The 23,814-nt window shown below is 44.5% G+C and carries 22 protein-coding genes and 1 tRNA gene; 12 read left to right on the forward strand and 11 right to left on the reverse strand.

Annotated elements, in window-relative coordinates:
- The first annotated feature begins 191 nt into the window (after positions 1–191).
- Both CCC17_RS00095 and proC read left to right on the forward strand, forming a co-directional pair.
- Positions 192–262, forward strand: a tRNA-Gly gene (locus CCC17_RS00095).
- A 68-nt stretch (positions 263–330) separates the two neighbouring features.
- Complete coding sequence (gene proC / locus CCC17_RS00100; protein ID WP_092068702.1) at positions 331–1,125, forward strand: pyrroline-5-carboxylate reductase; 795 nt, start codon at positions 331–333, stop codon at positions 1,123–1,125.
- 90 nt (positions 1,126–1,215) lie between these two features.
- On the opposite strand, the gene CCC17_RS00105 is transcribed toward proC, so the two are convergent.
- The 4 genes from CCC17_RS00105 to CCC17_RS00120 form a co-directional block, all read right to left on the reverse strand.
- The gene (locus tag CCC17_RS00105) at positions 1,216–2,238 is read right to left on the reverse strand and encodes a threonine aldolase family protein (RefSeq protein WP_022426165.1); all 1,023 of its coding nucleotides are present in this window, start codon (positions 2,236–2,238) and stop codon (positions 1,216–1,218) included.
- Between the two features lie 100 nt (positions 2,239–2,338).
- Positions 2,339–2,632 (reverse strand): helix-turn-helix domain-containing protein, encoded by a 294-nt coding sequence (locus CCC17_RS00110; protein ID WP_173759912.1) that lies wholly within the window; start codon positions 2,630–2,632, stop codon positions 2,339–2,341.
- A complete protein-coding gene (gene tnpA / locus CCC17_RS00115; RefSeq protein WP_059086115.1) occupies positions 2,632–3,054 on the reverse strand; it encodes an IS200/IS605 family transposase in 423 nt (140 codons plus the stop codon). The genes CCC17_RS00110 and tnpA overlap by 1 nt, the downstream gene beginning before the upstream one ends.
- Before the next feature lie 179 nt (positions 3,055–3,233).
- The gene (locus tag CCC17_RS00120) at positions 3,234–4,256 is read right to left on the reverse strand and encodes an ABC transporter substrate-binding protein (protein WP_287082260.1); all 1,023 of its coding nucleotides are present in this window, start codon (positions 4,254–4,256) and stop codon (positions 3,234–3,236) included.
- Positions 4,257–4,525: 269 nt separating this feature from the next.
- Between CCC17_RS00120 and CCC17_RS00125 the strand changes: the two genes are divergently transcribed.
- The 7 genes from CCC17_RS00125 to CCC17_RS00155 all read left to right on the forward strand — a co-directional run bounded on the left by CCC17_RS00125 (position 4,526) and on the right by CCC17_RS00155 (position 11,360).
- Positions 4,526–5,563: a helix-turn-helix domain-containing protein gene (locus tag CCC17_RS00125; RefSeq protein WP_287082262.1), complete on the forward strand. Its 1,038-nt coding sequence runs from the start codon at positions 4,526–4,528 to the stop codon at positions 5,561–5,563.
- A gap of 146 nt (positions 5,564–5,709) precedes the next feature.
- A complete protein-coding gene (locus CCC17_RS00130) occupies positions 5,710–5,865 on the forward strand; it encodes a hypothetical protein (protein WP_015527375.1) in 156 nt (51 codons plus the stop codon).
- Between the two features lie 441 nt (positions 5,866–6,306).
- Positions 6,307–6,951, forward strand: coding sequence for an IS607 family transposase (locus tag CCC17_RS00135; RefSeq protein WP_118608691.1), 645 nt, complete (start codon positions 6,307–6,309; stop codon positions 6,949–6,951).
- Positions 6,914–8,077: an RNA-guided endonuclease InsQ/TnpB family protein gene (locus CCC17_RS00140; RefSeq protein WP_173775821.1), complete on the forward strand. Its 1,164-nt coding sequence runs from the start codon at positions 6,914–6,916 to the stop codon at positions 8,075–8,077. The genes CCC17_RS00135 and CCC17_RS00140 overlap by 38 nt, the downstream gene beginning before the upstream one ends.
- 177 nt (positions 8,078–8,254) lie before the next feature.
- Positions 8,255–9,463, forward strand: a complete 1,209-nt coding sequence (locus tag CCC17_RS00145; RefSeq protein WP_287082264.1) for a MalY/PatB family protein — start codon at positions 8,255–8,257, stop codon at positions 9,461–9,463.
- Positions 9,464–9,567: 104 nt separating this feature from the next.
- Positions 9,568–10,926, forward strand: a complete 1,359-nt coding sequence (locus tag CCC17_RS00150; protein WP_287082266.1) for a M20 family metallopeptidase — start codon at positions 9,568–9,570, stop codon at positions 10,924–10,926.
- Between the two features lie 20 nt (positions 10,927–10,946).
- Positions 10,947–11,360 carry a C-GCAxxG-C-C family protein gene (locus tag CCC17_RS00155; protein WP_195635193.1) on the forward strand — a complete coding sequence of 138 codons (414 nt, stop codon included), beginning with the start codon at positions 10,947–10,949 and terminating at the stop codon, positions 11,358–11,360.
- 245 nt (positions 11,361–11,605) lie between these two features.
- On the opposite strand, the gene CCC17_RS00160 is transcribed toward CCC17_RS00155, so the two are convergent.
- Positions 11,606–13,723, reverse strand: a complete 2,118-nt coding sequence (locus tag CCC17_RS00160) for a glycoside hydrolase family 36 protein (protein WP_287082267.1) — start codon at positions 13,721–13,723, stop codon at positions 11,606–11,608.
- Positions 13,724–13,980: 257 nt separating this feature from the next.
- On the opposite strand from CCC17_RS00160, the gene CCC17_RS00165 reads away from it, so the two are divergent.
- On the forward strand, positions 13,981–14,928 hold the full coding sequence (locus tag CCC17_RS00165) for an AraC family transcriptional regulator (RefSeq protein ID WP_287082269.1): 948 nt from the start codon (positions 13,981–13,983) through the stop codon (positions 14,926–14,928).
- Between the two features lie 181 nt (positions 14,929–15,109).
- Here CCC17_RS00165 and CCC17_RS00170 read toward each other — a convergent pair whose 3' ends face one another.
- The 3 genes from CCC17_RS00170 to CCC17_RS00180 all read right to left on the reverse strand — a co-directional run bounded on the left by CCC17_RS00170 (position 15,110) and on the right by CCC17_RS00180 (position 18,259).
- Positions 15,110–17,185, reverse strand: a complete 2,076-nt coding sequence (locus tag CCC17_RS00170; protein WP_022426233.1) for a heavy metal translocating P-type ATPase — start codon at positions 17,183–17,185, stop codon at positions 15,110–15,112.
- Between the two features lie 14 nt (positions 17,186–17,199).
- The gene (locus tag CCC17_RS00175; protein WP_022426232.1) at positions 17,200–17,541 is read right to left on the reverse strand and encodes a DUF6110 family protein; all 342 of its coding nucleotides are present in this window, start codon (positions 17,539–17,541) and stop codon (positions 17,200–17,202) included.
- Between the two features lie 259 nt (positions 17,542–17,800).
- Positions 17,801–18,259 (reverse strand): transcriptional repressor, encoded by a 459-nt coding sequence (locus tag CCC17_RS00180; RefSeq protein ID WP_021651932.1) that lies wholly within the window; start codon positions 18,257–18,259, stop codon positions 17,801–17,803.
- Positions 18,260–18,588: 329 nt separating this feature from the next.
- Between CCC17_RS00180 and CCC17_RS00185 the strand changes: the two genes are divergently transcribed.
- Together CCC17_RS00185 and CCC17_RS00190 are read left to right on the forward strand one after the other, a co-directional pair.
- On the forward strand, positions 18,589–19,704 hold the full coding sequence (locus tag CCC17_RS00185) for an ABC transporter ATP-binding protein (RefSeq protein ID WP_015527387.1): 1,116 nt from the start codon (positions 18,589–18,591) through the stop codon (positions 19,702–19,704).
- A gap of 104 nt (positions 19,705–19,808) precedes the next feature.
- Positions 19,809–20,897 carry a PucR family transcriptional regulator gene (locus CCC17_RS00190; protein ID WP_287082271.1) on the forward strand — a complete coding sequence of 363 codons (1,089 nt, stop codon included), beginning with the start codon at positions 19,809–19,811 and terminating at the stop codon, positions 20,895–20,897.
- Between the two features lie 84 nt (positions 20,898–20,981).
- Here the strand turns inward: CCC17_RS00190 and CCC17_RS00195 are convergent, their stop codons facing one another.
- From CCC17_RS00195 to modA, 3 genes are all read right to left on the reverse strand, one after another.
- Entirely contained in the window at positions 20,982–22,031 is a 1,050-nt protein-coding gene (locus CCC17_RS00195; protein WP_287082273.1) for a sulfate/molybdate ABC transporter ATP-binding protein, read from the reverse strand.
- Positions 22,031–22,726: a molybdate ABC transporter permease subunit gene (modB, locus tag CCC17_RS00200; RefSeq protein ID WP_021651929.1), complete on the reverse strand. Its 696-nt coding sequence runs from the start codon at positions 22,724–22,726 to the stop codon at positions 22,031–22,033. Before modB ends, CCC17_RS00195 begins: the two co-directional genes overlap by 1 nt.
- Before the next feature lie 67 nt (positions 22,727–22,793).
- Positions 22,794–23,696 carry a molybdate ABC transporter substrate-binding protein gene (modA, locus tag CCC17_RS00205; protein WP_044961707.1) on the reverse strand — a complete coding sequence of 301 codons (903 nt, stop codon included), beginning with the start codon at positions 23,694–23,696 and terminating at the stop codon, positions 22,794–22,796.
- Positions 23,697–23,814 lie beyond the last annotated feature (118 nt).

The following is a 23,814-nucleotide window of genomic DNA, read 5'->3' on the forward strand; positions in this document are numbered from 1 at the left end:
TGCCTACACTGCGCCGGACTGGTTCGGAGAAGATGTAACTTATTCCACCAGATATCATAACAGTATCATGAGCCAGGGCTGGCAGAGCGATTACTGTTCACCCCGTTCTCAGTAACACGCTTCGCGATGCACACAATTTATGCTAATCGCACTTGTATTTCTTATTTCAGGTGCTATAATTAGTAATGCAGGCAGATATAGTTCATCGGTAGAACATCAGCTTCCCAAGCTGAGGAGGCGGGTTCGATTCCCGTTATCTGCTTTCATTGCCAAAGAGGGCACGCAGTCAGGCGTGTCCTTTTTTATAAATTTCAAGGAGGATTTTTGTTTATGAAGATTGGATTTATCGGATGTGGAAATATGGCCTCTGCCATGATCGGCGGTATTCTCCGTCAGGGGATCTTTTCAAAGGACGAGATCATTGTTTCCAACCTTACAGACGAAGGCAGAGCGCGCAGTGAAAAAACTCTTGGTGTTGTCACCACTCTGGATAACAATGAAATAGTCAGATCTGCAAAAACTGTCGTTCTTGCAGTAAAGCCGCAGTTTTATGAGAAAGTTCTCACAGAGGTCCACGACAGTCTCACGACAGAGCACACCATCATCGGAATCGCTCCCGGCAAGACTCTTGCATGGCTGGAAGAAAAAGCCGGTCTTCCTCTGAAAGTTGTCCGTTTTATGCCTAATACTCCTGCACAGGTTGGGGCCGGAATGACTGCTGTATGTACCAATGACCGGGTTTCGGAAGACGAACTGGCAGAAATCCTTAAGATCACAGACAGCTTTGGCTGTACCGAAGTGATACCGGAGCGTCTGATGGACGCCGCAGGCGCTGTAGGCGGCTGTTCACCGGCTTATGTGTTTATGTTTATCGAAGCCATGGCAGATGCCGCTGTCAGCCAGGGAATGCCTCGTAAGCAGGCTTATAAATTTGCTTCCCAGACTGTTCTCGGCAGCGCAAAAATGGTTCTGGAAACCGGCAGACACCCGGGAGACCTGAAAGACATGGTCTGCTCACCGGCAGGAACTACCATTGAAGGTGTCCGCACCCTGGAAAAGAGCGGCTTTCGCAGTGCCGTATTCGAAGCGCTTACCGCAGCTGCTGAGAAGGGTAAGAAGTTATAATTTTCGAAAACAAAAACTCCGTGAGGTCTGCATTCACCCGGACCTCACGGAGTTTTTCCATCTCATCTCTTTTATCGTCTGCCGACAGCCCTACAGCAACTCGATCAGCGCGTCAATATCTTCCATTTTTGTTCCCCAGCTTGTAGCAAAACGGATCACTGTATGATCTTCATCATATTTTTCCCAGAAATCAAACTGAACTTCTTTGCCCAGTTCTTCTTTCTTTTTATTTTCCAAAACTACAAACTGCTGGTTCGTGGGAGAATCCAGGAAAAGCTGATATCCTTTTTCCTGAAGGGCTCTTTTCAGCTTCATAGCTGTTTCAATAGCATTTTTGCTGATCCTTGTATACAGATCATCGGTAAACAGTGTGTCAAACTGGATTCCCAGAAGACGGCCTTTTGCCAGAAGGGCTCCCTGCTGCTTCACCATAGTCATAAAGTGCTTCGGAGCTTTTTTCGTAAAGACCACTGCCTCACCGCAGAGTGCACCGACCTTGGTTCCGCCGATGTAGAACACATCTGTACATCTGGCGATATCCTCAAGTGTCACATCTGCTTCCGGACTTACCAGACCGTAGCCAAGTCTTGCTCCGTCCAGAAACAGCGGAAGCTCGTATTTATGGCATACCTCGGAAATTTCCTCCAGCTCTTTCTTCGTATAAAGTGTTCCGTACTCTGTCGGATGAGAAATATAAACCATTCCCGGAAATACCATATGGTCGTGACTTTCATCCCCATAAAAAGTTTCCACATAATCTGTGATACTTTCTGCTTTGATCTTTCCGTTTTCTGCCGGAAGTGTCAGTACCTTATGTCCTGTATACTCGATTGCTCCGGCCTCATGACAGCTTACGTGTCCGGTCTGCGCCGCAAGAACACCTTCATAACGGTTCAGGACAGAACCTATGATCGTGGCATTGGTCTGAGTTCCTCCCACCAGGAAAAACACATCTGCATCCGGGCAGCCACAGGCTTTACGGATCTTCTCCTTTGCAGAATCACAGTATTTGTCTGTGCCATAGCCGGAAAGCTTCTCCATATTGGTTTCCAGAAGTTTCTGGAGGATCGCCGGATGCGCTCCCTCGCAGTAATCGTTTACAAAAAATAACATTTTATTTTCTCCTCATCTGTATTTTCATTTTATTTGACCGTCTTCCCCGGAATGATCTTACAGGTAGAAAACGATTTGAATTTACAGGAAATCGCCCCCTTCAATAGGAAGCCCGTTTCTGAAAGAAATTCACAAATCCCCGGTCGAGATCCCGCAAAGACTGCTGTAATGCAATGGAATCTGCTGCTTTCAGAAAGGCAAACTCCTCTTGCTTTTTCAGTTCAGTCAGCATGGCGGAAGTCTGGGAATAGCCGATCTTTTCCCCATTTTCATAGCCTTCCTTACGCATGGCAAGTCCCCGGTTGTAGATGAACCGGCAGCATCCCAGGGTCTGATGGATGAAGTTTTTCTGTTCTCTGTTCGGGTAGATTCTGAATTTAATTCCTTTTTGCATTATCCCATCTTATCCTTTTGTCTCTGCGATGTTTTCTGGTTTTCAATATACTGTTTTACTGTTTCCAGCGGAGCACCGCCCACCGTCGATACAAAATAGCTGTTTGTCCAGAGAGTCGGCATTTTCGTTTTAAGATAGGGAAATTCCTGTCTTAAAATTCTGGACGTATAGCCTTTAAATGACTTTACAGCTTTGTGGATGCCAAACTGAGGATCTACTTCCAAAAGCATATGAACATGGTCTGGCATGATCTCCATTTCCAGAATGTCTACAGAAAGATTTGCAGCATACTCTGTGAGCAGCTCCTTCAGCCGGACGTCCACACCATTAATTAATACTTTTCGTCTATACTTTGGACACCATACTACATGGTATTTACAGGAATAGACGACATTGTTGTTTGATTTATATGTTGTGTTCATATTTATATTATACTATGGTTTATTAGTTAATACAATTACTATTTTGTCCATCTTCAATTACTTGCATAAATTCGATGGACGCGTCTTATATCCCCATATCTGAAACAAGGGGTTTTACGACGCATTGGATAAATGCCGCAGGTTTTTCCCATGTTTTTTTAAACTTTCTAAACTATTTTTTAATTTTCACATGCTTTCTGTGCATACTCTGTCTGCACCAGATTTTCATACACTGTACGATCCGTCAGCTCACCTGCATCTTCCAGGATATCCTGTAGAAGCTCAAAGCTGTCTTTTTCAAAGATGAGATTCTCTTTCCAGGTGTCCTGGTCATAATAACGTTTTACAATGGCAGTGATGGTTTTAAGATCTGTTTCCTTGAACTGCGGTGCGATCACTTCTGCGATTTCCTCCGGCGTATGACTCTGCACATAGTCCATTCCCTTCTGAAGTGCATCGGTAAATTTCTGGATGATCTCAGAATTTTCTTTCATGTAGCTTGCTTTTGCACTGTAGGATGTATATGGTACATATCCGGATGCCTCTCCGAGAGATGCAACTACATAGCCCGCTCCTTCTTTTTCCAGAATGGTCGCAGATGGTTCGAATTCTACTGTATATGCCGCCGAATCATCACTGGTAAAAGCTGCTGCTGTGGAACCGAAATCAATACTCTGGTCGATGGTCAGATCTTTTTGCGGATCAATGCCGTTTTTCTTCAGTATATATTCAAATACCATTTCCGGCATTCCACCTTTTCGACCGCCAAGAACCTTCTCTCCTTTCAGATCCTCCCATTTGAAATCAGGCATCTCTTCTCTTGCCACAAGGAAATTCCCCGCACGCTGTGTAAGCTGTGCGAAGTTCAACGCCGGGTCGGTCGCCCCTTCCTGATATGCATAGATGGATGCTTCAGCTCCCATAAATCCGATATCTGCCTCACCGGAGATCAGAGCAGTCAGAACCTTATCCGCACCAAACCCAGTTACCAGCGTCAGATCCAGACCTTTCTCCGCAAAATATCCCTCCTCGATCGCCACATACTGCGGTGCGTAAAAGATTGAATGTGCGACTTCATTCAGTGTAACCTTTGTAAGCTTCTCTTCCGTGCTGTCTTTCTTCGCAGCAAATACTCCCATTGGCAGCGCCGTCACCGCCAGCACGACTGCTGCCGCCAGTGAAATCCATTTTTTATTTTTCATGCAGATACTCCTTTTTTGACTTCTTCTGTTAGAGTATGCATAATTAATTAATTGGTGACCAGGGAAACATACAAAGTATCGTAAAACACAGTCTCCATGATTCCTTTTGTTAGGATATGCCCAAAAAACCAACTGCTGATCACGATCAACTTTCCCATCAGTTAAAAAATATGAATTTTATTTAACAACAATTCAATTGTGTTCAATTTCCAATCCTGCTATGATTTAATCACAAAAGCTTTTGAAATTTCAATCAGGAGAGAATTAGGATGAATATTGGAAATGTGATAAAAAAATATAGAAAAGAGTCTGGTTTCACCCAGGAGGAAATGGCAAACCGCTTAGGAGTAACTACTCCAGCGGTGAATAAATGGGAGAACGGGAACTCCAATCCAGATATTGAACTGTTAGCACCAATTGCAAGACTGCTACATATTTCCCTTGATACCCTGTTGTCTTTTCATGAAAATCTGACAGACGTTGAAATTACAGAACTTATTCAGGAAATGGACAAAATGTTTTCAGCAGAAGGTTACGAAAAGATCTATCAATGGGCAGTAAATATCATAAAAGATTACCCTAACTGCAACATGCTTATCTGGCAGGTGGCGGTGATGCTTGACTCGCGAAGAATCATAGGTCAGTGTGAGCATCCCGATAAGTACGACGAACAGATTAATTCCTGGTATGAAATGGCACTAAATGACAAGGACGAAAAAATCCAGCACCATGCGGCAGATTCTCTGTTCGGATTCTACTTGCGAAAAGGGAATTATGAAATGGCAGAAAAATATCTGAACTATTTTTCCGACTATGATCCCATGAAAAAACTAAGACTTGGGCAATTATACATGGAACAGGAAAAAACAGAAGAAGCATATGAAAAACTGGAAAATATAATTCTTTCAGAGTATACTACTTTGAATCTTGCCTTTGGCATGATGATCACAAAAGCTCTTGACAAGAAAGATCATAAATCCGCAAGGTTCCTGGCCGAGAAAATGTGTGCATTAGCAGGTGTTTTTGAGATGGGAAAATACAATGAATGTGCAACCATGTTTAATGTTGTGGTGGCAGAACAAAATGTAGAAGATACTTTTAAGGTAGTAAAACAACTGCTGGAGAATGTCGATACAATCTGTGATTTTCAGAAATCAAGATTATATAAACATATAAAATTCCAAGATGTAGAAAATCCATATGCTGAAGAAATGAAAAAAGAACTGATTGCAGGCTTCCAAAATGAAGAAGACTTTGCTTATATGAAAGGCTATAAACCCTGGAAAAAATTATTAGCAAAGTATTGATCCTGCTTATGTTTATTGCAAAATAAAAACCCTATTCATTCGCAATAGAGCATTTATAGATAAAAGAGATTATTGGGCAGGCGTCGCGGCTCCTGCCTCTCTTTTAACCCATAGAGTGCGTGATTGCAACGAAATTTACCACCTCAATGGATGATAAATTGCAATATATTTCAAAAATAAAAGAAGAACGTAATAAGGCACAGGACGAACTTGCTGAACTAAGGAAAATTCTTGAATTGTCAGATGATATTTCTTTGACAGAACACATTACAAAGATAAAAATAAATATTGACAAGGAGTAATTGAACCAGTATTATATAAGTACAAAGAAGTCTTTTTCCGGAGTGAGAAAGATATTATTACTTATTCAAAGGAAAGGGGCTCTGGACGAGTTCCTTTTTACATTTCATAAAATTTGATTTTATAACATATACTATGATCACAAAGTAGCTCTGGATAGGATATTCGGAGTTGTAAAACGGCGGAAATATCATTGCTGGTATTTCCGCCACTTCTTTTATAGATTATTCGCACTATTCAACCCATCCACTCAATTACGCAAAATCAAATCGTCTCATAATTTACATTAATATATGTACGCCACCCCCAAAATATGATAAGGTGAAGCAAATAGAATTTTTCAGGAGGTTATTAACAGTTAAATATAAATTATAAAATCATATAAGTACATGTTGAGTTTTATAAGATATTAGAGCAGAATATTATTGAAAGGAGTTGATGCTTTGAGTAAATATTATTCTATACATGAATTTTCAAAAATTATAAGCGTATCCGCCCAGACATTACGAAATTGGGATGCCAATGGAAAACTTCATCCGCATCATACTACAGTAAGCGGCTATAGATATTATTCTGACGAGCAACTCAACCAGGTAATAAATGTAAAGCCTAAAACTCGCATTACAATTGGATATTGTCGCGTTTCCAGCCATAAACAGAAAGATGATCTGGAACGACAGATTGATAATGTTAAGACATATCTTCTGGCAAAAGGACAGCCATTTGAGATGATAAGTGATATCGGTTCCGGAATTAATTATAAGAAAAAAGGACTCCAGGAATTGATCAGGCGAATATCTCAAAATCAGGTTGAAAAGGTTGTTGTTTTATATAAAGATCGGCTATTGCGATTTGGTTTTGAATTGATAGAATATATCGCTTCGCTTTATAATTGTGAGATTGAGATTATTGATAATACTGAAAAATCCGAACAGCAGGAACTTGTTGAAGATCTGGTTCAGATGATCACAGTATTCAGTTGCAAATTACAAGGAAAACGAGCGAATAAAGCCAAGAAACTTATCCGGGAATTGATACAGGAGAAAGTAGATGGTAAAAGCCATAAAAGTAATGTTAATACCAAATAATATACAGAAAACTAAGATGTTTCAGTACGCAGGTGCTTCAAGATTTGCTTATAACTGGGCTTTGGCAAGGGAAATAGAAAACTATGAAAAAGGCGGAAAATTCATTTCAGATGCAGAACTCAGAAAAGAATTTACAAAGCTTAGACATTCTGATGAATACGCATGGTTATTGAGTATTTCAAATAATGTAACCAAACAGGCGATCAAAGATGCCTGCACCGCTTATAAGAACTTTTTCAAAGGTTTGCAGAAATTCCCAAGATTCAAGCCAAAAAAGAGATCAATGCCGAAGTTCTATCAGGATAATATTAAGATACAATTCAGCAATACTCATGTTAAGTTTGAAGGATTTTCTTCGAGCAGGAAAAGAAATAAACAAAAACTAAATTGGGTAAGACTTGCAGAGCATGGTCGTATTCCTACAGATGCTAAATACATGAATCCGAGAATATCTTTTGATGGGTTGAACTGGTGGATCAGCGTATGTGTGGAATTTCCTGATTGCATAGAAAAACTTAATGATGATGGGATTGGTATAGATCTAGGAATCAAAGATCTGGCTATTTGCTCTGATGGAGCTAAGTATAAGAACATCAATAAAAGTCAGAAAGTAAAGAAACTAGAAAAACAGAAACGCAGATTACAGCGTAGTATCTCTCGCTCTTACGAGAAAAATAAGAAAGGAGAAAGTTACTGCAAAACAAATAATGTAATCAAAAAGGAAAAACTTTTATTAAAACGAAATCACAGATTAACAAATATCCGTAAGAACTATTTGAATCAGACTACATCTGAAATTGTAAGTCGAAAACCAAGATTTATTTGTATTGAAGATTTGAATGTTAGTGGAATGATGAAAAATAGACATTTATCAAAAGCAGTTCAGAATCAGGGGTTTTTTGAGTTTAGAAAGCAGCTTGAATACAAGTGCAGCGATAAAGGGATCCAGCTTATTGTGGCTGATCGGTTTTATCCATCATCAAAGCTTTGCAGTTGCTGTGGAAACATTAAAAAAGACTTGAAATTATCTGACAGAATTTATAAATGTGATTGTGGAAATGTCATTGATAGAGATTTTCAGGCATCTATAAATCTCAAGGCTTATGGAGAAAGATTTGCAAGCTAACACTAAAACGTTAGTGCAAATATGTACGGGTACGTTAATCCGGAATTTACGCCTATGGAGAGTACAAGAACTTGTGAGTAGATAGATATTTATATCATCAAAAGCATACTCGTTGAAGTAGGAATGAAACATAGAAGTTTATAACTTTTTATAAGTTTTCAGTAACGGAGCATTCATATGAAATACGACTTCACTTCCATCATTGACCGGCATGGCAGAGATTCCATCGCAGTAGACGGCCTGAAGGGCGATGGTTTCTCTCCTGCCCCGCCGAAGGAGGGCTTCGATGTCATCCCGATGTGGGTAGCAGACATGAACTTCCCTACTGTACCTACCATACAGCAGGCGATCATCGAACGGGCCAGTCACCCTACCTTCGGTTACTTTGAAGCCCCGCCGGAATATTATAAGGCCATCATCCGCTGGCAGGAAACACGCCACGGTGTCACCGGTCTGAAGCCCAGACACATTGGCTATGAAAATGGCGTTCTGGGCGGAGTTATCAGTGCACTGAACTGCATCTGCTCCCGCGGTGATAACGTCCTGGTTCACAGCCCGACATACATAGGCTTCACCAAAAGTCTGAAAAACAACGGCTACGAGGCCGTACACTCTCCTCTGATAAAGGATGAAAACGGCATATGGAGAATGGATTATGCAGACATGGAAAAACAACTCCGTGAAAAGAAGATCCACGCTGCCATTCTCTGCAATCCACACAATCCCTGCGGACGCGTGTGGGAACGCCGGGAGCTGGAAAAAGCCATGGAGCTGTACCGAAAATATGATGTCTACGTCATCTCAGACGAGATCTGGTCTGACCTCATCCTGAATGGCCATAAGCATATCCCCAGCCAGTCCATCAGCGAAGATGCCCGCCAGCGTACAGCGGCCTTCTACGCTCCATCCAAAACCTTTAATCTGGCAGGACTTGTTGGCAGCTATCACATTGTATACAACAGCTGGTGGCGGGATCGTATTTTGAAGGAGTCCAGTCTGAGCCATTATAATATGATGAATGTTCTGTCCATGCACGCTCTGCTTGGCGCTTATCAGCCTGAAGGCTATGAATGGACCGATGAACTATGCGAAGTACTAAGCGGAAATGTAAGCTTTGCCTGTGATTACATTGACCGGCACTTTAAGGGTGTCAACGTTTCCAGACCGGAAGGCACCTACATGCTCTTTGCCGACTGCACCGACTGGTGTACTGCCCATGGCAAAACAATCGAAGATGTGGAAAAAGCCTGCTGGGATGTCGGCGTTGCCGTCCAGGACGGCAGGATGTTTTTCGGTCCCTGTCACCTAAGAATGAATCTGGCCTCACCCCGTTCCCGCATAGAAGAAGCCTTCCGCCGAATGGATCGGTACGTCTTCAACAGGTAAAAATCCACTCTGCCATTCATTACAATCTATGCTATAATAGAGCTCATAACATCAGCGTTCCATCCTGTCACTTTCCGGAACGCTGTAAACAGGAGGAAATCAATATGGATATTAAAGAGGAAATCCACGCATTATCAGAAGAAATGCTCACAAATCTTGGCAGACTGGTTGCCATTGACTCCCAGCTCGGTACCCCTTCCGAGGGAAAACCATTTGGTGAGGGTCCTGCAAAAGCCCTGGAAGAGGGACTGAAGATTGCCGAAGAACTTGGCTTTAAAACCGTAAACCTGGATAACTACTGCGGTTATGCCGAAATGGGTGAGGGCGATGAGATCGTCGGCATCGCCGGTCATCTGGATATCGTTCCTGTAGGCGGAGACTGGACCTACGATCCGTTCCGCCTTACCCGTGAAGACGATCATGTATACGGCCGCGGGACCACTGATGACAAAGGCCCTATCCTGGAAGCGCTCTATGCCATGAAGCTTCTCCGCGACCACGGCGTGAAGCTGAACAAAAGAGTCCGCCTGATCATGGGCTGCAACGAGGAAACAGGTTCCAAATGTATGGATCACTACAATCAGGTAGCAGAAGAGCTTTCCTGCGGTTTCACACCGGATGCCAGCTTCCCGTGTATCCACGGTGAAAAAGGTCAGCTTGCCATGATCGCCTGCTCCAAAAACACCCGGATCATCTCCATGAACGGCGGTTTTGTATCCAATGCAATGTGTGACACCTGTACAACCATTGTTCCCGATGAGGACGGTCTGAAGAAAAAGCTGGAATCCGCACTTTCCCGGACGAAGCTCCAGGAATATAAGGTAACCGAAGAAAATGGTGAGCTCACCATCTACGCCAAAGGTATTCCGGCTCATGCCAGCACTCCCCATCTCGGTGTCAATGCTGCAGGAGTAACTTTTGAATGTCTGGCAAAAGCAGGCTTTGAAGATGACTTTGTGGAATTCTATAACTCCCATATCGGCACTGCATGTGACGGCTCCGGCATTGGTCTGAAATTTGCAGATGAATACGGCGATCTGACGTTATGCAACGGAATCGTAAAAACAGAAAACGGTGTCATTTCCTGTACCATCGATATCCGTGTTCCGGTAACTCTTAATGAGACCGATATCCGCAAAATGTGCCAGGACAGACTGGAAGATAAAAACGGTCGTATTGAGATCATAAAGGTTGTTGCTCCGTTATTCTTCCCAAGAGAATCTCCGCTGGTAAATGCTCTTTACAAAGCTTACACAGATGTGACCGGCGATACCGAACACAAACCAATGGTCATCGGAGGCGGCACTTACGCAAAATCCCTCAAAAACATCATAGCCTTCGGACCTGAAAAAGAGGGAATTGACTATCGCATCCACGGAGCCGATGAATTTATCCTGGTCTCCGGCATGGAAGAAGCGGTACTGATTTATATGGAAGCGATCAAAAATATGCTTGCGATCTGAAATCAGGAGGATAAGAAATCATGAGTACAAAAGCTGAACACGCTACAAAATTACACGAGAATGGCTGTAACTGTGCACAAGCAGTTGCCTGTTCTTTCTGCCGGGAATTTGGCATCGATGAAAACGAGATGTTCCGTATTGCCGAGGGCTTCGGCCTTGGAATGAGTGTTATGGAAATGTGCGGTGCTCTTTCCGGTATGGCTATGATCATCGGACTTTCCAACAGCCGCGGAAATACCGAAGAAGGTTCCGGCTCCAAAGGTGACACTTACAAAAAGCTTCGCACCTATATCCAGAAATTCAAAGAAAAAAACGGTTCCTGTATCTGCCGTGAATTAAAAGGTGTGGAGACAGGCAAGGTTCTCTGCAGCTGCCCGCAGTGTATCACAGATGCGGTTGCTCTTACAGAAGAATATCTTGCGGAAAACAGATAATCTCATAAAATAAAACAGCAGAATTGTATATTCCCTGTAATCCCGGGACATACAGCTCTGCTGTTTTCTGTTTCTATTCGCTTTTCACTGTCAGATCCTTCACCCATCTGTATTTCTTATAATTCAGGTACACAGCTGGGATCTTTGCAACTTCATCCAGACTGATGAGCTTTCTGGTAAAAATGCCGGCGCTCTTTTATTTTTGCCCACGCCTCTTCGTCAAACTTACGGTCTTTCCTGATTTTCTATTTCATCTCGATCTTAAACAGTCTGGCCGCTTTTTCCTGTGGCATCTTCACTACAAGATTTCCATTTTCGATCTTATATCCGCACATCTCTTCCTTCGGATAGATCACGGATACTCTGCGGACCTGCTCTGCATTTTCCAGTGGGATCACTGCTTCTGTTGTTCCCGGTGTCCATACCGAAAGATAGGTATTCTTCTCTGCTTTCACTCCGTAAGCAAGAACTTCAGATTTCAGAGTTCCAAAACCAAGCGGGAAGAACGGCACGCCGTCACGTACTTCCTCACGGATCTCCTTATACAGGGAGATTCCCTCCTTCATACGGTTCATGGAATTTTCGCCCAGCTTCCATACCATACCGCTGATATATGGGCGGAGAAGCATACCATTTACTACATTGTAGATCACATGCTCTTCTTCATCCTCATACGGATATACCCACATACCACCCTGCTCCGGAGTTACCGCACTGGCTACATTGGCAGCGATATTGGCATTGTAGAGATAATCTGTCTGATCACTGGTAGACTGCAGGCTTAAGATTTTCAGCATTCCATAATCCATACGCTGTCCGCTGGAACCGCAGTTCTCCACAACAAGCTCCGGATGATCCCGGAAGATTTCCTCATACCACTGGTGAAGACATTCATAATGCTCACGGATGGCATCTGCACAGCTGTCACTGTTCAGATCACTTCCGTATCCCATGGTTACGTTATAGTCCACTTTAAAGTACTCTACACCGTAATCATTGATCAGCCTGTCTACTACATCACGGCAATATTTCCGTACCTCCGGATTGCGGAAATCCAGCATATAGCGTTTATTGTCAATGTGGCGTTTTCCATGACGGCAGACAAACCAGTCATCCGGAAGCTTGTTTGCCAGCTCACAGGCAACTCCCATAACCTCGATTTCCAGCCAGAGTCCCATTTTCAGGCCTTTACTGTGTGCATGATCGCAGACTTCTTTCAGACCATTGGGGAATCTTCCGGATGCTTCTTTCCATTCCCCGACACGGTCCCACCAGAATCCGTCGTCATACCAGCCTGCATCCAGACAGTAATATTCGCATCCGAGCTCTGCTGCCTTGTCAATGATGGAAAGCTCCCGCTCCGTTGTAGGGTCTCCCATCAGGCAATTCATGTAATCATTAAATACCACGTTCAGCTTCTCATCGTCCGTATTCGGTCTGCGTACTTTTCTCCGATATCTGGTCAGTGCCGCTGCTGCCGGATTCAGGCCACCTTTTACAACCGCTGCCCCTGCCGGAACGGTTGTAAAGCTTTCTCCCGGTTTCAGATTCTTATACCAGCCATGCTCCTGCTCTGTGGCGCCGCTTAAGGCAAGATACAGATTTCCGCCCTGTGCAGAGCCATATTCTGCCAGCCACTGTCCGGAGCTTTCAATCTGGAAAATATACGTCTCCCCCGTTTCTCTGTCCTCGGCAATTCCCATGGGAAGATACTCACAGGTAGACCAGGTGCCCTTTCCACTGTAACAATAACGGTTCAGGCCATATCCCTGATGATTGAAGCCATCTACGACCATTCCGTTTAAATTCAGCGTTTCTGCATCGTATTTCTGCCACTGTGCCTCACAGCACCAGCTGTTAAACGGCACATAGATATCTGTTTTTTTATAATAAGGCTTCTCGCCGCCTCTGGAGATTCCCTGATACATAAAAGAAGAAACATAAGTCAGCCCCTGATCCTCGCTTCCCTCATTAATGATCTCTGTCCAGGTCTGTACTGCCGGCACTCCGTCAAACAGGCGCATATGATATACCGCCTTCAGCTTTTCCGGGGAAACCATTACGATCTCCAGCTCTTTTCCGCCATCCTGTTCCTTCAGCTCATGGTTCTCATAAACAAAATCCGCAGAGGACTGATTAATGTTGTTTTTGTAAGCATGCATGTTCAGGCTTCCTGTGCCGCTTCTGTGAATCTCAACAGCCGGATAACAGATATCCTCCTTCGGCTCCATGATCGCTTTTTTTACTTCCTGTGAAGAAAAATCTGCCAGCTCTACCACGCCGTTTTCCCGGATACGAAACTGGATATCCAGGCCATTCTCATGTAATTCGATCATTTTCATGTTTTCATTTTTATAGCTCATAGAAAATACCCTCCGTTTTTCTGATTCTGATCACAGTATAATATCTGTTTTTTTATAAGGTGACAGGTATCATCCCCTGAATGTAAAAATGCAATATATTGTCGTATTTATTTTTGCGTGATATACTTATTTGCAGACAGCAAAGGATACATTCAGGCGGGCAGAGTTTTTTAACCGGATATCTGCATCTGTCTGACTCGAAATTTACAGCTGAAATATTTACATTCCGTTTCGCATCGTACTCAGGAGGTTTTTTCATGCCAGATATTTTCCAGGACTCTTCCCAATATTTCCATATTTCTGCTTTTTATGCTCTCTCCCTGCCTTATTATCATATGGAGCATCACACACATTCCAGCTATGAGATTATGTATATCACCTCCGGTTCCTGCCGGGTTTTCTGCCTGGACGGCACGCAGGACACAGAATTCCCACTGAAATCCGGGCAATTTATCTTTATCCGGCCGGATGTACCTCACCGGCTGGAGATTCCGGATGGTTTTCCCTGCTCGATCCTGAATCTGGAATTTTCCCTTACTCCCGAAAAAAGTCCGGTTGCTCTGGAGCTTCTCCTGAAAAAGGATCCCGGATTTTCCCGGTTCTGGAATTTTATGGAAGCCTCCCAGGGCTTCTGCTCCGGCGCGGATTCCCGCAGCTTCGGATACAGCCTGAAGGATCTGCTCACCTTTTTACAACAAAATTCCGGTCAGATACAAAAGGAAGAATTTCTCTTCTTTCTTCTTTTCAGCCGCATGCTTACAGAGCTTGCATTCTGCGCCCGCTCCAGCCGGAGCACCCAGGGAATCGTCTATCTGAAAAAAGCGCTCCGCTATATTGACGAGCATTATCTGGAAGACATTGATATTCCTGCCATCTCCGCATATGCAGGGATCAACAAATCCTATCTGCAGGCGCTCTTTACAGAAAAAAACGGCTGCACCATCAATACCTATATCAACCGCAAGCGTATGGAACAGGCCGCCTTTCTTCTGTGCAACAGCACTCTGCGCATTACGGATATTGCCTTTTCTTCCGGATACAACAGCCGGCAGCATTTTGCACATACCTTCGAAAAATTTTATCATATGAGCCCCTCCAGGTACCGAAGCCTTCATACCCGGCCTCTCCGTTCGGATACCCAAAAAAAACGCTATCATATGACTGACGGACTGATGTTGGAAAGCGAACCCTTTCCTCAGGAATAAAACTTACTTCATACACCTACACCTTCAGGCTGATACCTGCGATCCACGTCTGAGCAGCCTAAAAAAGCCGGCCAGGTACGAAGCTCTTATCTCTTCGATAACCTGGCCGGCTTTTTATATTTATTGTCAAGCGGATATTCGCAATCCTACAGGGGACTTACTTGATTCGGTTAAAAATTTTCTATGGAAGCAGATTCTGCATACTCTTCAGGCTGATCGCCAGTGTGGAGGTATTATGCAGAAGTGCGGATGAAGTCGGCTGCAGGATACCTGCAACACCACAGGCGATAAGACCTGCGTTAAAGGTAATAATAAAACGGTAATTGCGTCTGATACGCTTCATCAGTGCATTGCTGATCTCTTTCAGAACAACCAGCTCCTGAAGATCATCTGCACCTACAGTAATATCTGCGATCTCCCGGGCAATTTCAGCACCATCACTGATGGCGATACCGACATTGGCTGCGGAAAGTGCCGGAGAATCATTGATTCCGTCACCTACCATGATAACCTTTCTTCCGGCTGCCTTTTCTTTTTCGATGAAGTTGGCCTTATCCTCCGGAAGTACCTCGGAATAATATTCGTCCACTCCCACACGTCTGGCAATGGCTGCTGCTGTACGCTCACTGTCCCCTGTCATCATAACGATCTTGGAAATCCCTGCCCCGCGCAGTGCTTCTACAGAAGCTTTCGCCTCCTCACGAAGAGGATCTTCAATACAGATCACGGCTGCAAGACGTCCGTCAATGGCAAGATACAGATGGGAATACTCTTCCGGAATATTGTCGAATTTCTCCTTGCCATCCTCCGGGATCAGACATTTCTCATCTTCAAATACAAAGTGATAGCTTCCGATCACGGCCTTATGGTCTTCGATCGTAGTGGAAATTCCATGCGCTACTACATATTCAACCTTTGAATGCATCTCCTCATGGGCCAGATGCTTCTTCCTGGCAGCACTGACAACAGCCTTAGCCATGGAGTGTGGGAAATGCTCTTCCATACATGCGGCGATACGCAGCATCTCCTCCGGATCATTGTTGTCAAAAGGAACCACATCCACAACGGTTGGCTTCGCCTTTGTCAGAGTTCCTGTCTTATCAAATACGATGGTATCTGCCTCAGCCATTGCTTCCAGATATTTACCGCCCTTAACTGTAGCCTTATGTGTACCGGCCTCACGGATCGCAGACAATACAGAGATCGGCATTGCAAGCTTAAGCGCGCAGGAGAAATCCACCATCAGGATCGCAAGGGCCTTGGTGGCATTTCTGGTAAGGAGATATGTAAGTGCTGTTCCTCCAAGAGTATAGGGAACCAGCTTATCTGCCAGATGCTCTGCCTTTCCCTCCAAAGAAGATTTCAGCTTCTCAGACTCCTCGATCATGGTAACGATCTTGTCATAGCGGCTGGAACCACCTACCGTCTTTACGCGGATGGTGATCTCACCTTCCTCCACAACAGTGCCTGCATAGGCAACGCTACCCTCTTTCTTGCATACAGGTACAGACTCACCGGTAAGAGAAGCCTGGTTGACCATAGCCTCTCCATCTGTAACACTTCCGTCAAAAGGAATTACGGTACCCATACGTACAACAACCTCATCTCCCGGCTGGACCTCTCCGGACTCTACCAGGATCTCCTGATCCTCTTTCTTCAGCCATACCCTGCCAACATTCAGGGACATGGTTCTTGCAAGATCACCTACGGATTTCTTATGCGTCCACTCTTCCAGGATCTCTCCGATTCCAAGCAGGAACATGATGGAGCCTGCAGTACCAAAGTCCTGACGTAATACAGACACTCCAATTGCAGTGGCATCCAGGACCGGCACCTCGATCTTACGGTGAAGAAGTGTATCGATTCCCTTCCAGATATATTTCAGGGAAGTAGCTGTTGTATAAATGGCATTCAGCGGATATGGCAGAAAAAGCCTTCTTCCGTAATGGCAGATCACCTTGGAGATCAGCTTCTCCTGATATTCTGCATTCAGTGCTCTCCCTGAGCTCTGCAGCACCTGCGAAGGAACCTCTACATCCTGATAATGAAATTCGCTGATACCACGGATAACCGCAGCTCTGCTGCCCCGATAATTTACAACTGCGTCACAGGTTCTCTCGTATACCTTGGCAGAAGCCACTCCATCAAGATTCTCGAGATAATACAACAGCGTATCTGCCTGCCCGTAGCTCATCCTCTTCTGAGCAAGATGGATACGAAGCCGGCCTCTTGTCTCATGTTTGATATAAAATTTCACGGAAAATCGCCTCTTTACTCAGCTGTCTCTTCTGCTGCTTCTTCTGTCTCTTCTGCTGTTTCTTTGAATGCATCCTCATCTGCAGTTTCCTCTGCTTCTGTCTCAACATCCTCTACAGCCTCTTCAGCTGCTGCTCTTTCCTCATTGATCTCCTTAGCTTCAGCATAAATATCTTCAGCATTCTCCTGAAGATTCGTAGCTGTTTTCATGATGCAGTCCTTAGCTCTTAAAACGGCTGCTGTGCATCCTGTGTAAAGCTTCTTCGCATCCTTGCTTGTGAGGATCTTGATTCCTGCTGTACCGAAAAGAACGCCTGCTGCAAAAAGTCCTGATTTCTTGAATTTAAAGTCTACCATAATAATTTCCTCCTGATATATGATTTTTATTTTTTTCTGATTCCCGGTGAGGATTTTTCATGTCCGCCCCGATATTTTCATTATTATAAAATGTCTGTAAAAAAAAGTCCAGTGTTTTTTGTGTGAATTCAACACAATTCGTTAAATTTTCAGTTATTTTTGCCTAACAGTTAATTTTTACTAATAGTTTAATCTATCTAATTCTTAGTCTGTACAAACCTCTTCTTTCCTATTATATTGTGCCATAGCTTTTCCATACTCACCCGACCTCATGAACAGGCAGCAGCGCCAGGGTACGGATATTCTGTTCACTGATCTCCCCGCAGGCCCGAAGTCCTGCAAGAATCACTTCATTAAGCTTCTGTCCGGACAGATGGCATATCGTATCATCATCCAGTTCTACTGTGCAGACGCCTTTTGTGCTGCATGCCACGCGATACATATTCTTTCGGCTGATAGCACCAATGGATTCCAGCGTATTGACCATACGGTATACTGTAGCTACACCGATCTTCGGATCCAGTGCGGAAGCCCTGTAATAGATTTCCTTACAACAGGAGCACTCTCCCTCCAGGATAATGTCCAGAAGAATCTTTCTCTGTCTGGTGATGCGGAGCCCCTTCTCCTTCAGTTTCTCTATAATAAGATCCCTCTGCATCTCTGTATGTCGGTAGCATCCTGTTTTTTTCTCTTCTGTTTCGGCTTCTGCAATATGCATTCTGATCCCTCCTTTATTGAGAAAACTTTTCTTTTATCTTAAGTTAGTATACTCCAACTCAGGTTAGTTGTAAATAACTCATTTGAACTTTTTTACATATTGAGGATTCTGCCTGAATACCGTATAATGTCTCGTGAACCTGTACATAGGAAACCGTCGTTTTGACAAAATGACGAAAAATCCCCTTTCGTTTTTTCGTCAGAATGACAAGAAACTGCCGGAAACTTTGTAAGATTCAGCTCTAGCCCTTTTCTCTCATTTTCGATATACTGTTAACCAGCAAAGGAAATTACGTAAAAACAATATATTAATTTTGGAGGGAAACAACAATGGCAAGTTTATCATTATCTCACATTAATAAAACTTATCCGAACGGCTTCCAGGCAGTTAAAGATTTCAACCTGGAGATTGAAGACAAAGAATTCATCATCTTCGTAGGACCATCCGGATGTGGAAAATCTACAACACTTCGTATGATCGCAGGTCTTGAGGAGATCAGCGGTGGTACACTTAAGATCGGTGACAAAGTCATGAACGATGTTGAGCCTAAGGACCGTGATATCGCAATGGTATTCCAGAACTACGCTCTGTATCCTCATATGACAGTTTATGATAACATGGCATTCGGACTTAAGCTTCGTAAAGTTCCGAAGGACCAGATCGACAAGGCTGTTCGTGAAGCAGCAAGAATCCTTGACCTTGACAAGCTTCTTGATCGTAAACCGAAGGCTCTTTCCGGTGGTCAGAGACAGCGAGTTGCTATGGGACGTGCTATCGTTCGTAATCCTAAGGTATTCCTTATGGATGAGCCTCTTTCCAACCTGGATGCTAAGCTTCGTGTACAGATGCGTATCGAGATTTCCAAGATCCATCAGAGACTTGGCGCTACTATCATCTATGTAACACATGACCAGACAGAGGCTATGACACTTGGTACCAGAATCGTTGTTATGAAAGACGGTGTTGTTCAGCAGGTTGATACACCACAGAACCTGTATCAGAAACCAGGCAACCTCTTCGTTGCAGGATTCATGGGATCTCCGCAGATGAACTTCCTTGATGCTGTTATCTCCGAAAAAGGCGGCAATGTAGTTGCTACGATCGGTGGTGAGCATGAGGTTATTGTTCCGGCAGCTAAGGCTAAAGTCCTGAAAGACAAAGGCTATGTTGGAAAGAAAGTTGTTCTTGGTATCCGTCCTGAGGATATCCATGATTCTCAGATGTTCCTTGAGACATCTCCAAGCAAACCAATGAACTCCGTAGTTAAAGTTTACGAGCTTCTTGGTGCTGAAGTATTCCTGTACTTCGATGTTGACGGAACTCAGGTTACAGCACGAGTTGATCCTCGTACAACAGCTAAGACCGGTGATCCGATCAGATTTGCATTCGATATGGAGAAAGCTCACTTCTTCGACAAAGAGACAGAGCTTACTATCACAAACTAATTCTCGTCGAATCATAAAAACAGAATGTAACCCCGGGGGATATGATTTCCCGGGGTTTCTTTTTATTTCACTAGTTTTATTTCACATCAGAAAGGACGCTTTTTATGAAAATACAGCAAACAATTCAAAAATGTCTGGATGACTGGAACCGGATCAGCGGTCTTGATTTCTGTATTCTGGATGAAAATGACCAGATATACATTTCCACAGGGGACCGCCGACTTCCTTCTTCTGAAAAGCTTGCTCAGTTCCGGGAGGATCCTGCCTTATGCATCTCCAACCGCAGCTGCAGTCTGTACAAGCTGAACAACATACCTCAGAACAATATGCTTCTGATCGTATGGGGCTCCGGAGAGCAGGCTTCTACCATCGGAGAGCTTGCTGTCTGCCAGGTAGAAAGTCTCCTCACTGCCTATACGGAAAAAACAGACAAGAACTCCTTTATGCAGAATCTTCTCCTGGACCGCTATTCCCAGGTAGAAGCTTTTAACAAGGCTGCCCGTCTTCATATTACACCTTCCGCCCGCCGTGCGGTATTTCTTGTGGAAACCAAGCAGCACAAGGACGAAAATGCCCTGGCTACCATCCGCAACATCTTTTCTGCCCGTACACGGGATTTTATCACTGCACTGGATGATTCCGGCATCATCGTAGTACGTGAGCTTCAGAGCACCGAAAGCTACGAAGAACTGGAGGGTATCGCCTGCATGCTGGTGGATATGCTCAATACAGAGGCTATGACCTCTGCCTGGGTTTCCTACAGCAATGTTGCAGATGATATCATGGAGCTTTCCGATGCCTACAAGGAAGCCCGCACTGCTCTGGAGGTCGGCAAGATCTTTTATGCTGACAAAAACGTTTTCGGTTACAACCGTCTGGGCATCGGACGTCTGATCTATCAGCTTCCCACTCAGGTCTGCAACATGTTTGTAGGCGAGATCTTCGGAGAAGAATCCCTGGAATCTATTGACGACGAAACCCTCAATATCATCCGGACCTTCTTTGAAAATAACCTGAACCTTTCTGAAACCTCCAGACAGCTCTATGTGCACCGGAATACTCTGGTGTACCGTTTTGAAAAGCTGCAGAAGCGGTTTGGCCTGGATATCCGTACCTTTGAGGATGCACTGGCCTTCAAGCTTGCCATGATGGTGTCCGATTACATCACCTATTCCGGAAATCACGGAAAATAGCTCCTGTCCGCGAAAATCCATCAAAAATGCAGGTGCACAAAAAATCCCGGAAACAGCAAATAATGTCTGTTTCCGGGATTTTCTTTATTTCAGCAGCATCAGATGCTCCGGTGGAAGATACAGATATTCCGGAAGATCTTTATCCGGATCCTCCGTAAAGCTGTTTTTGGGACGCATCCACCATAATCCGGCAGCATTCTCTTCCGCTTTGTTTCGGATCATATACTGATGTTCAAATGTAGTTTCTATGTATTGGTCTACCTGCACTACCATACAGTTCTCACCCGGCTCTGATTCCGGGCGGATCCAGTGGCCGCGGATCCCTACATGGGTAATATCCATATCTACGTTTTCTTCGGTATGGAGCTTCATTTTCCAGTCCGCCGCATAGATCTCGTGCGGTCCCAGCCTCTCCGCTCTGGAAAAATTCTTACAGCCGGTAAGCTTTGCTGCCTCCAGAAGTCCCGGTCTCTCAAACAGCTGCTTTGTCTCCCCGGTCACAAGGATCCTGCCTTCATGTACAATGGAAAGCTCCCTGCAGAATTTATAAGCCTCATCTCTGCTGTGTGTCACAAGGATCATATCTCCCGGATAGTCCTTGAGGAAATCCTGCATCTCCCGCTGGAGCACATCCTTCAGGTAACCGTCCAGTGCGGAAAACGGCTCATCCAGAAGAATAGCTTCCGGCTCTCCGATCATCATTCTGGCCAGTGCCACTCTCTGCTGCTGTCCGCCGGAAAGCTGTGAGGGCAGGCGCTTCTCCAGCCCCTCCAGATGATATCGCCGGATCAGATCTGCCACTTTTTCTCTGGCGAAGGATTTTTCCCCACGATAACCGCAGCGGATGTTCTGTTCCACTGTCATGGTTGGGAACAGCGCATAATTCTGAAACAGATATCCGATCCGTCGCTTCTGCGGTTTCAAATTGATCCCTTTTTCAGAATCAAACACTGTTTTTCCATTGATGACGATCCTTCCTTTATCCGGTGTTTCGATCCCTGCAATACAGCGTAAGGTCATGCTTTTTCCGCTGCCGGAAGCACCAAGAAGCCCAATGGCTGCCGAACTGCCTTCAAAATCTACCTTCAGGGAAAAATCACGGAAGTTTTTTTCGATATTTACTTTGACTGCCATCAGATCCACCTTCTTGTTTTCATTCCTCTTCCGGATACGATATTGATCAGCGCTACGATCACAAAGGAGATCAGCACGATCACAACGACCCAGAATCCTGCAGTTCCGTAATTTCCGGCTGCTGTCTCTGATGCAATGGCAACAGAAACTGTTCTGGTTTTTCCAAGGATATTTCCGGCAAGCATGGAGGTTGCGCCATATTCTCCGATCGCACGTGCAAATGCCAGCACTGTTCCGGATGCGATCCCCGGTCCTGCCGCCGGCATGACTACCCGCCAGAATATCCGGCTGTCGCTCATCCCCAGAGTCTGGCCTGCATGGATAAGATTTATATCCACCTGTTCAAAAGCAGCCCGAGCATTGCGGTACATCAGCGGAAATGCGATCACTGCCGCTGCGACCACACAGCCCTTCCAGGTCTGCACGATCTTAATATCAAAATTATCCAGAAGAAAGCTTCCGAAGGGCCTTTTCAGACTGAAGATCAGTAGCAGAAAAAATCCAGCCACTGTAGGAGGAAGTACCAGCGGAAGAGTAAGGATCCCGTCCAGTACTGCTCTGGCTCCCGGCTTCAGTTTCATGATCTTTCGGGCACAGAATATTCCCAGAAAAAAAGCGATCACTGTGGCTGCCAGACCTGTTTTTAAGGAAATCCACAGAGGACTCCAGTTTATTTCTCTCAAAAATTCTGTCATATTTCATTCCTGTGCCGGCATTTACTGTGTTTCAATATTTACTGCCTGCCGGTTTTCTACATCATACTCATTTGGATGTGCTGTCTGCGGAAGCTGTGCTGTCCTCAGCCTCCGTGTTGTCTGCAGAAGCTTCTGTGGCATCCTCGGAATCCTCATCCTCATATGCTGTAAATCCATAGCCCTCAAATACCTTGATCGCTGCATCAGACTCTACATAATCAAGAAAAGCCTCTGCTGCCCTGGTATCGTCTTCCGATGCTTCCTTGTCCTCGATAAGTCCCACAGGATAAAGAACCGGCGTCTTAAGGCTGTCTGCCGGCGCCTCTGCGATGATATCTACTTTATCAGTAACAGACGCAGCATCTGTCGCATATACAACACCAACCTCATTGCTTCCTTCACTGACTGCTGCAAGTACATCCGTTACATTCTTGCACTCGTTGATCTCCATTTTGTTTACATCGTCCATGATCCCAAGATTGTTAAAGATCTCACGGGCGTACTGTCCCACCGGAACATCCTCTCCTGCAAGCGCCATATTTTCAGCGTCTGTGATATTCTCGAATCCTGTTACCTTTGTCTCTCCGTCCTTTGGTCTGATCAGAACGACTTTGTTCTCAAGAAGATCCTTAACGGTGTCTTCCTTTGTCAGTTTTTCCTCTGTGAGGGCATCCATCTGTTTATCTGCTGCTGAAAAGAAAAGATCACAGCGTGCACCTTCCTCGATCTGTGTCTGCAGTGTACCTGAGCTGTCTGCACTGTAATAGATCGTTACATTCGGATAAAGCTCATTGAAATCCTTCTGGATCTCCTCCATGGAATTGCTGAGGCTGGCAGCAATAAATGCATAAACCTCTCCCTTCAGGTTCTCATCACCTTTCACTTCTGTGTCCGCCGCAAAAACAGTTCCGGTCATAAGGCCTGTTGTTAAAATTCCCGCGGTAAGGGCTGCTAAGATTTTTTTCTTCATCTTTTGTTTCTCTCCTTTTCCGTTTCGTTCAGTTTTGTTTAGTTTTGAATGGTTTTGTTTAATTTTACCGAAAGGAAAGTTTCTTGTCAAGCTATAAGGCATTGCTGTTTTTCTCTAC

Origin of the sequence: Blautia sp. LMAG:36, from assembly GCF_008680535.1 — a bacterium.
Classification (GTDB): domain Bacteria; phylum Bacillota; class Clostridia; order Lachnospirales; family Lachnospiraceae; genus Blautia_A; species Blautia_A fusiformis.

Bases quoted from the DNA above. Each gene is read 5' to 3' on its own strand.
- proC (WP_092068702.1), top strand. From the start codon at position 331: ATGAAGATTGGATTTATCGGATGTGGAAATATGGCCTCTGCCATGATC.
- CCC17_RS00105 (WP_022426165.1), bottom strand. From the start codon at position 2,238: ATGTTATTTTTTGTAAACGATTACTGCGAGGGAGCGCATCCGGCGATC.
- CCC17_RS00110 (WP_173759912.1), bottom strand. From the start codon at position 2,632: ATGCAAAAAGGAATTAAATTCAGAATCTACCCGAACAGAGAACAGAAA.
- tnpA (WP_059086115.1), bottom strand. From the start codon at position 3,054: ATGAACACAACATATAAATCAAACAACAATGTCGTCTATTCCTGTAAA.
- CCC17_RS00120 (WP_287082260.1), bottom strand. From the start codon at position 4,256: ATGAAAAATAAAAAATGGATTTCACTGGCGGCAGCAGTCGTGCTGGCG.
- CCC17_RS00125 (WP_287082262.1), top strand. From the start codon at position 4,526: ATGAATATTGGAAATGTGATAAAAAAATATAGAAAAGAGTCTGGTTTC.
- CCC17_RS00130 (WP_015527375.1), top strand. From the start codon at position 5,710: ATGGATGATAAATTGCAATATATTTCAAAAATAAAAGAAGAACGTAAT.
- CCC17_RS00140 (WP_173775821.1), top strand. From the start codon at position 6,914: ATGGTAAAAGCCATAAAAGTAATGTTAATACCAAATAATATACAGAAA.
- CCC17_RS00145 (WP_287082264.1), top strand. From the start codon at position 8,255: ATGAAATACGACTTCACTTCCATCATTGACCGGCATGGCAGAGATTCC.
- CCC17_RS00150 (WP_287082266.1), top strand. From the start codon at position 9,568: ATGGATATTAAAGAGGAAATCCACGCATTATCAGAAGAAATGCTCACA.
- CCC17_RS00155 (WP_195635193.1), top strand. From the start codon at position 10,947: ATGAGTACAAAAGCTGAACACGCTACAAAATTACACGAGAATGGCTGT.
- CCC17_RS00160 (WP_287082267.1), bottom strand. From the start codon at position 13,723: ATGAGCTATAAAAATGAAAACATGAAAATGATCGAATTACATGAGAAT.
- CCC17_RS00165 (WP_287082269.1), top strand. From the start codon at position 13,981: ATGCCAGATATTTTCCAGGACTCTTCCCAATATTTCCATATTTCTGCT.
- CCC17_RS00175 (WP_022426232.1), bottom strand. From the start codon at position 17,541: ATGGTAGACTTTAAATTCAAGAAATCAGGACTTTTTGCAGCAGGCGTT.
- CCC17_RS00180 (WP_021651932.1), bottom strand. From the start codon at position 18,259: ATGCATATTGCAGAAGCCGAAACAGAAGAGAAAAAAACAGGATGCTAC.
- CCC17_RS00185 (WP_015527387.1), top strand. From the start codon at position 18,589: ATGGCAAGTTTATCATTATCTCACATTAATAAAACTTATCCGAACGGC.
- CCC17_RS00190 (WP_287082271.1), top strand. From the start codon at position 19,809: ATGAAAATACAGCAAACAATTCAAAAATGTCTGGATGACTGGAACCGG.
- CCC17_RS00195 (WP_287082273.1), bottom strand. From the start codon at position 22,031: ATGGCAGTCAAAGTAAATATCGAAAAAAACTTCCGTGATTTTTCCCTG.
- modB (WP_021651929.1), bottom strand. From the start codon at position 22,726: ATGACAGAATTTTTGAGAGAAATAAACTGGAGTCCTCTGTGGATTTCC.
- modA (WP_044961707.1), bottom strand. From the start codon at position 23,696: ATGAAGAAAAAAATCTTAGCAGCCCTTACCGCGGGAATTTTAACAACA.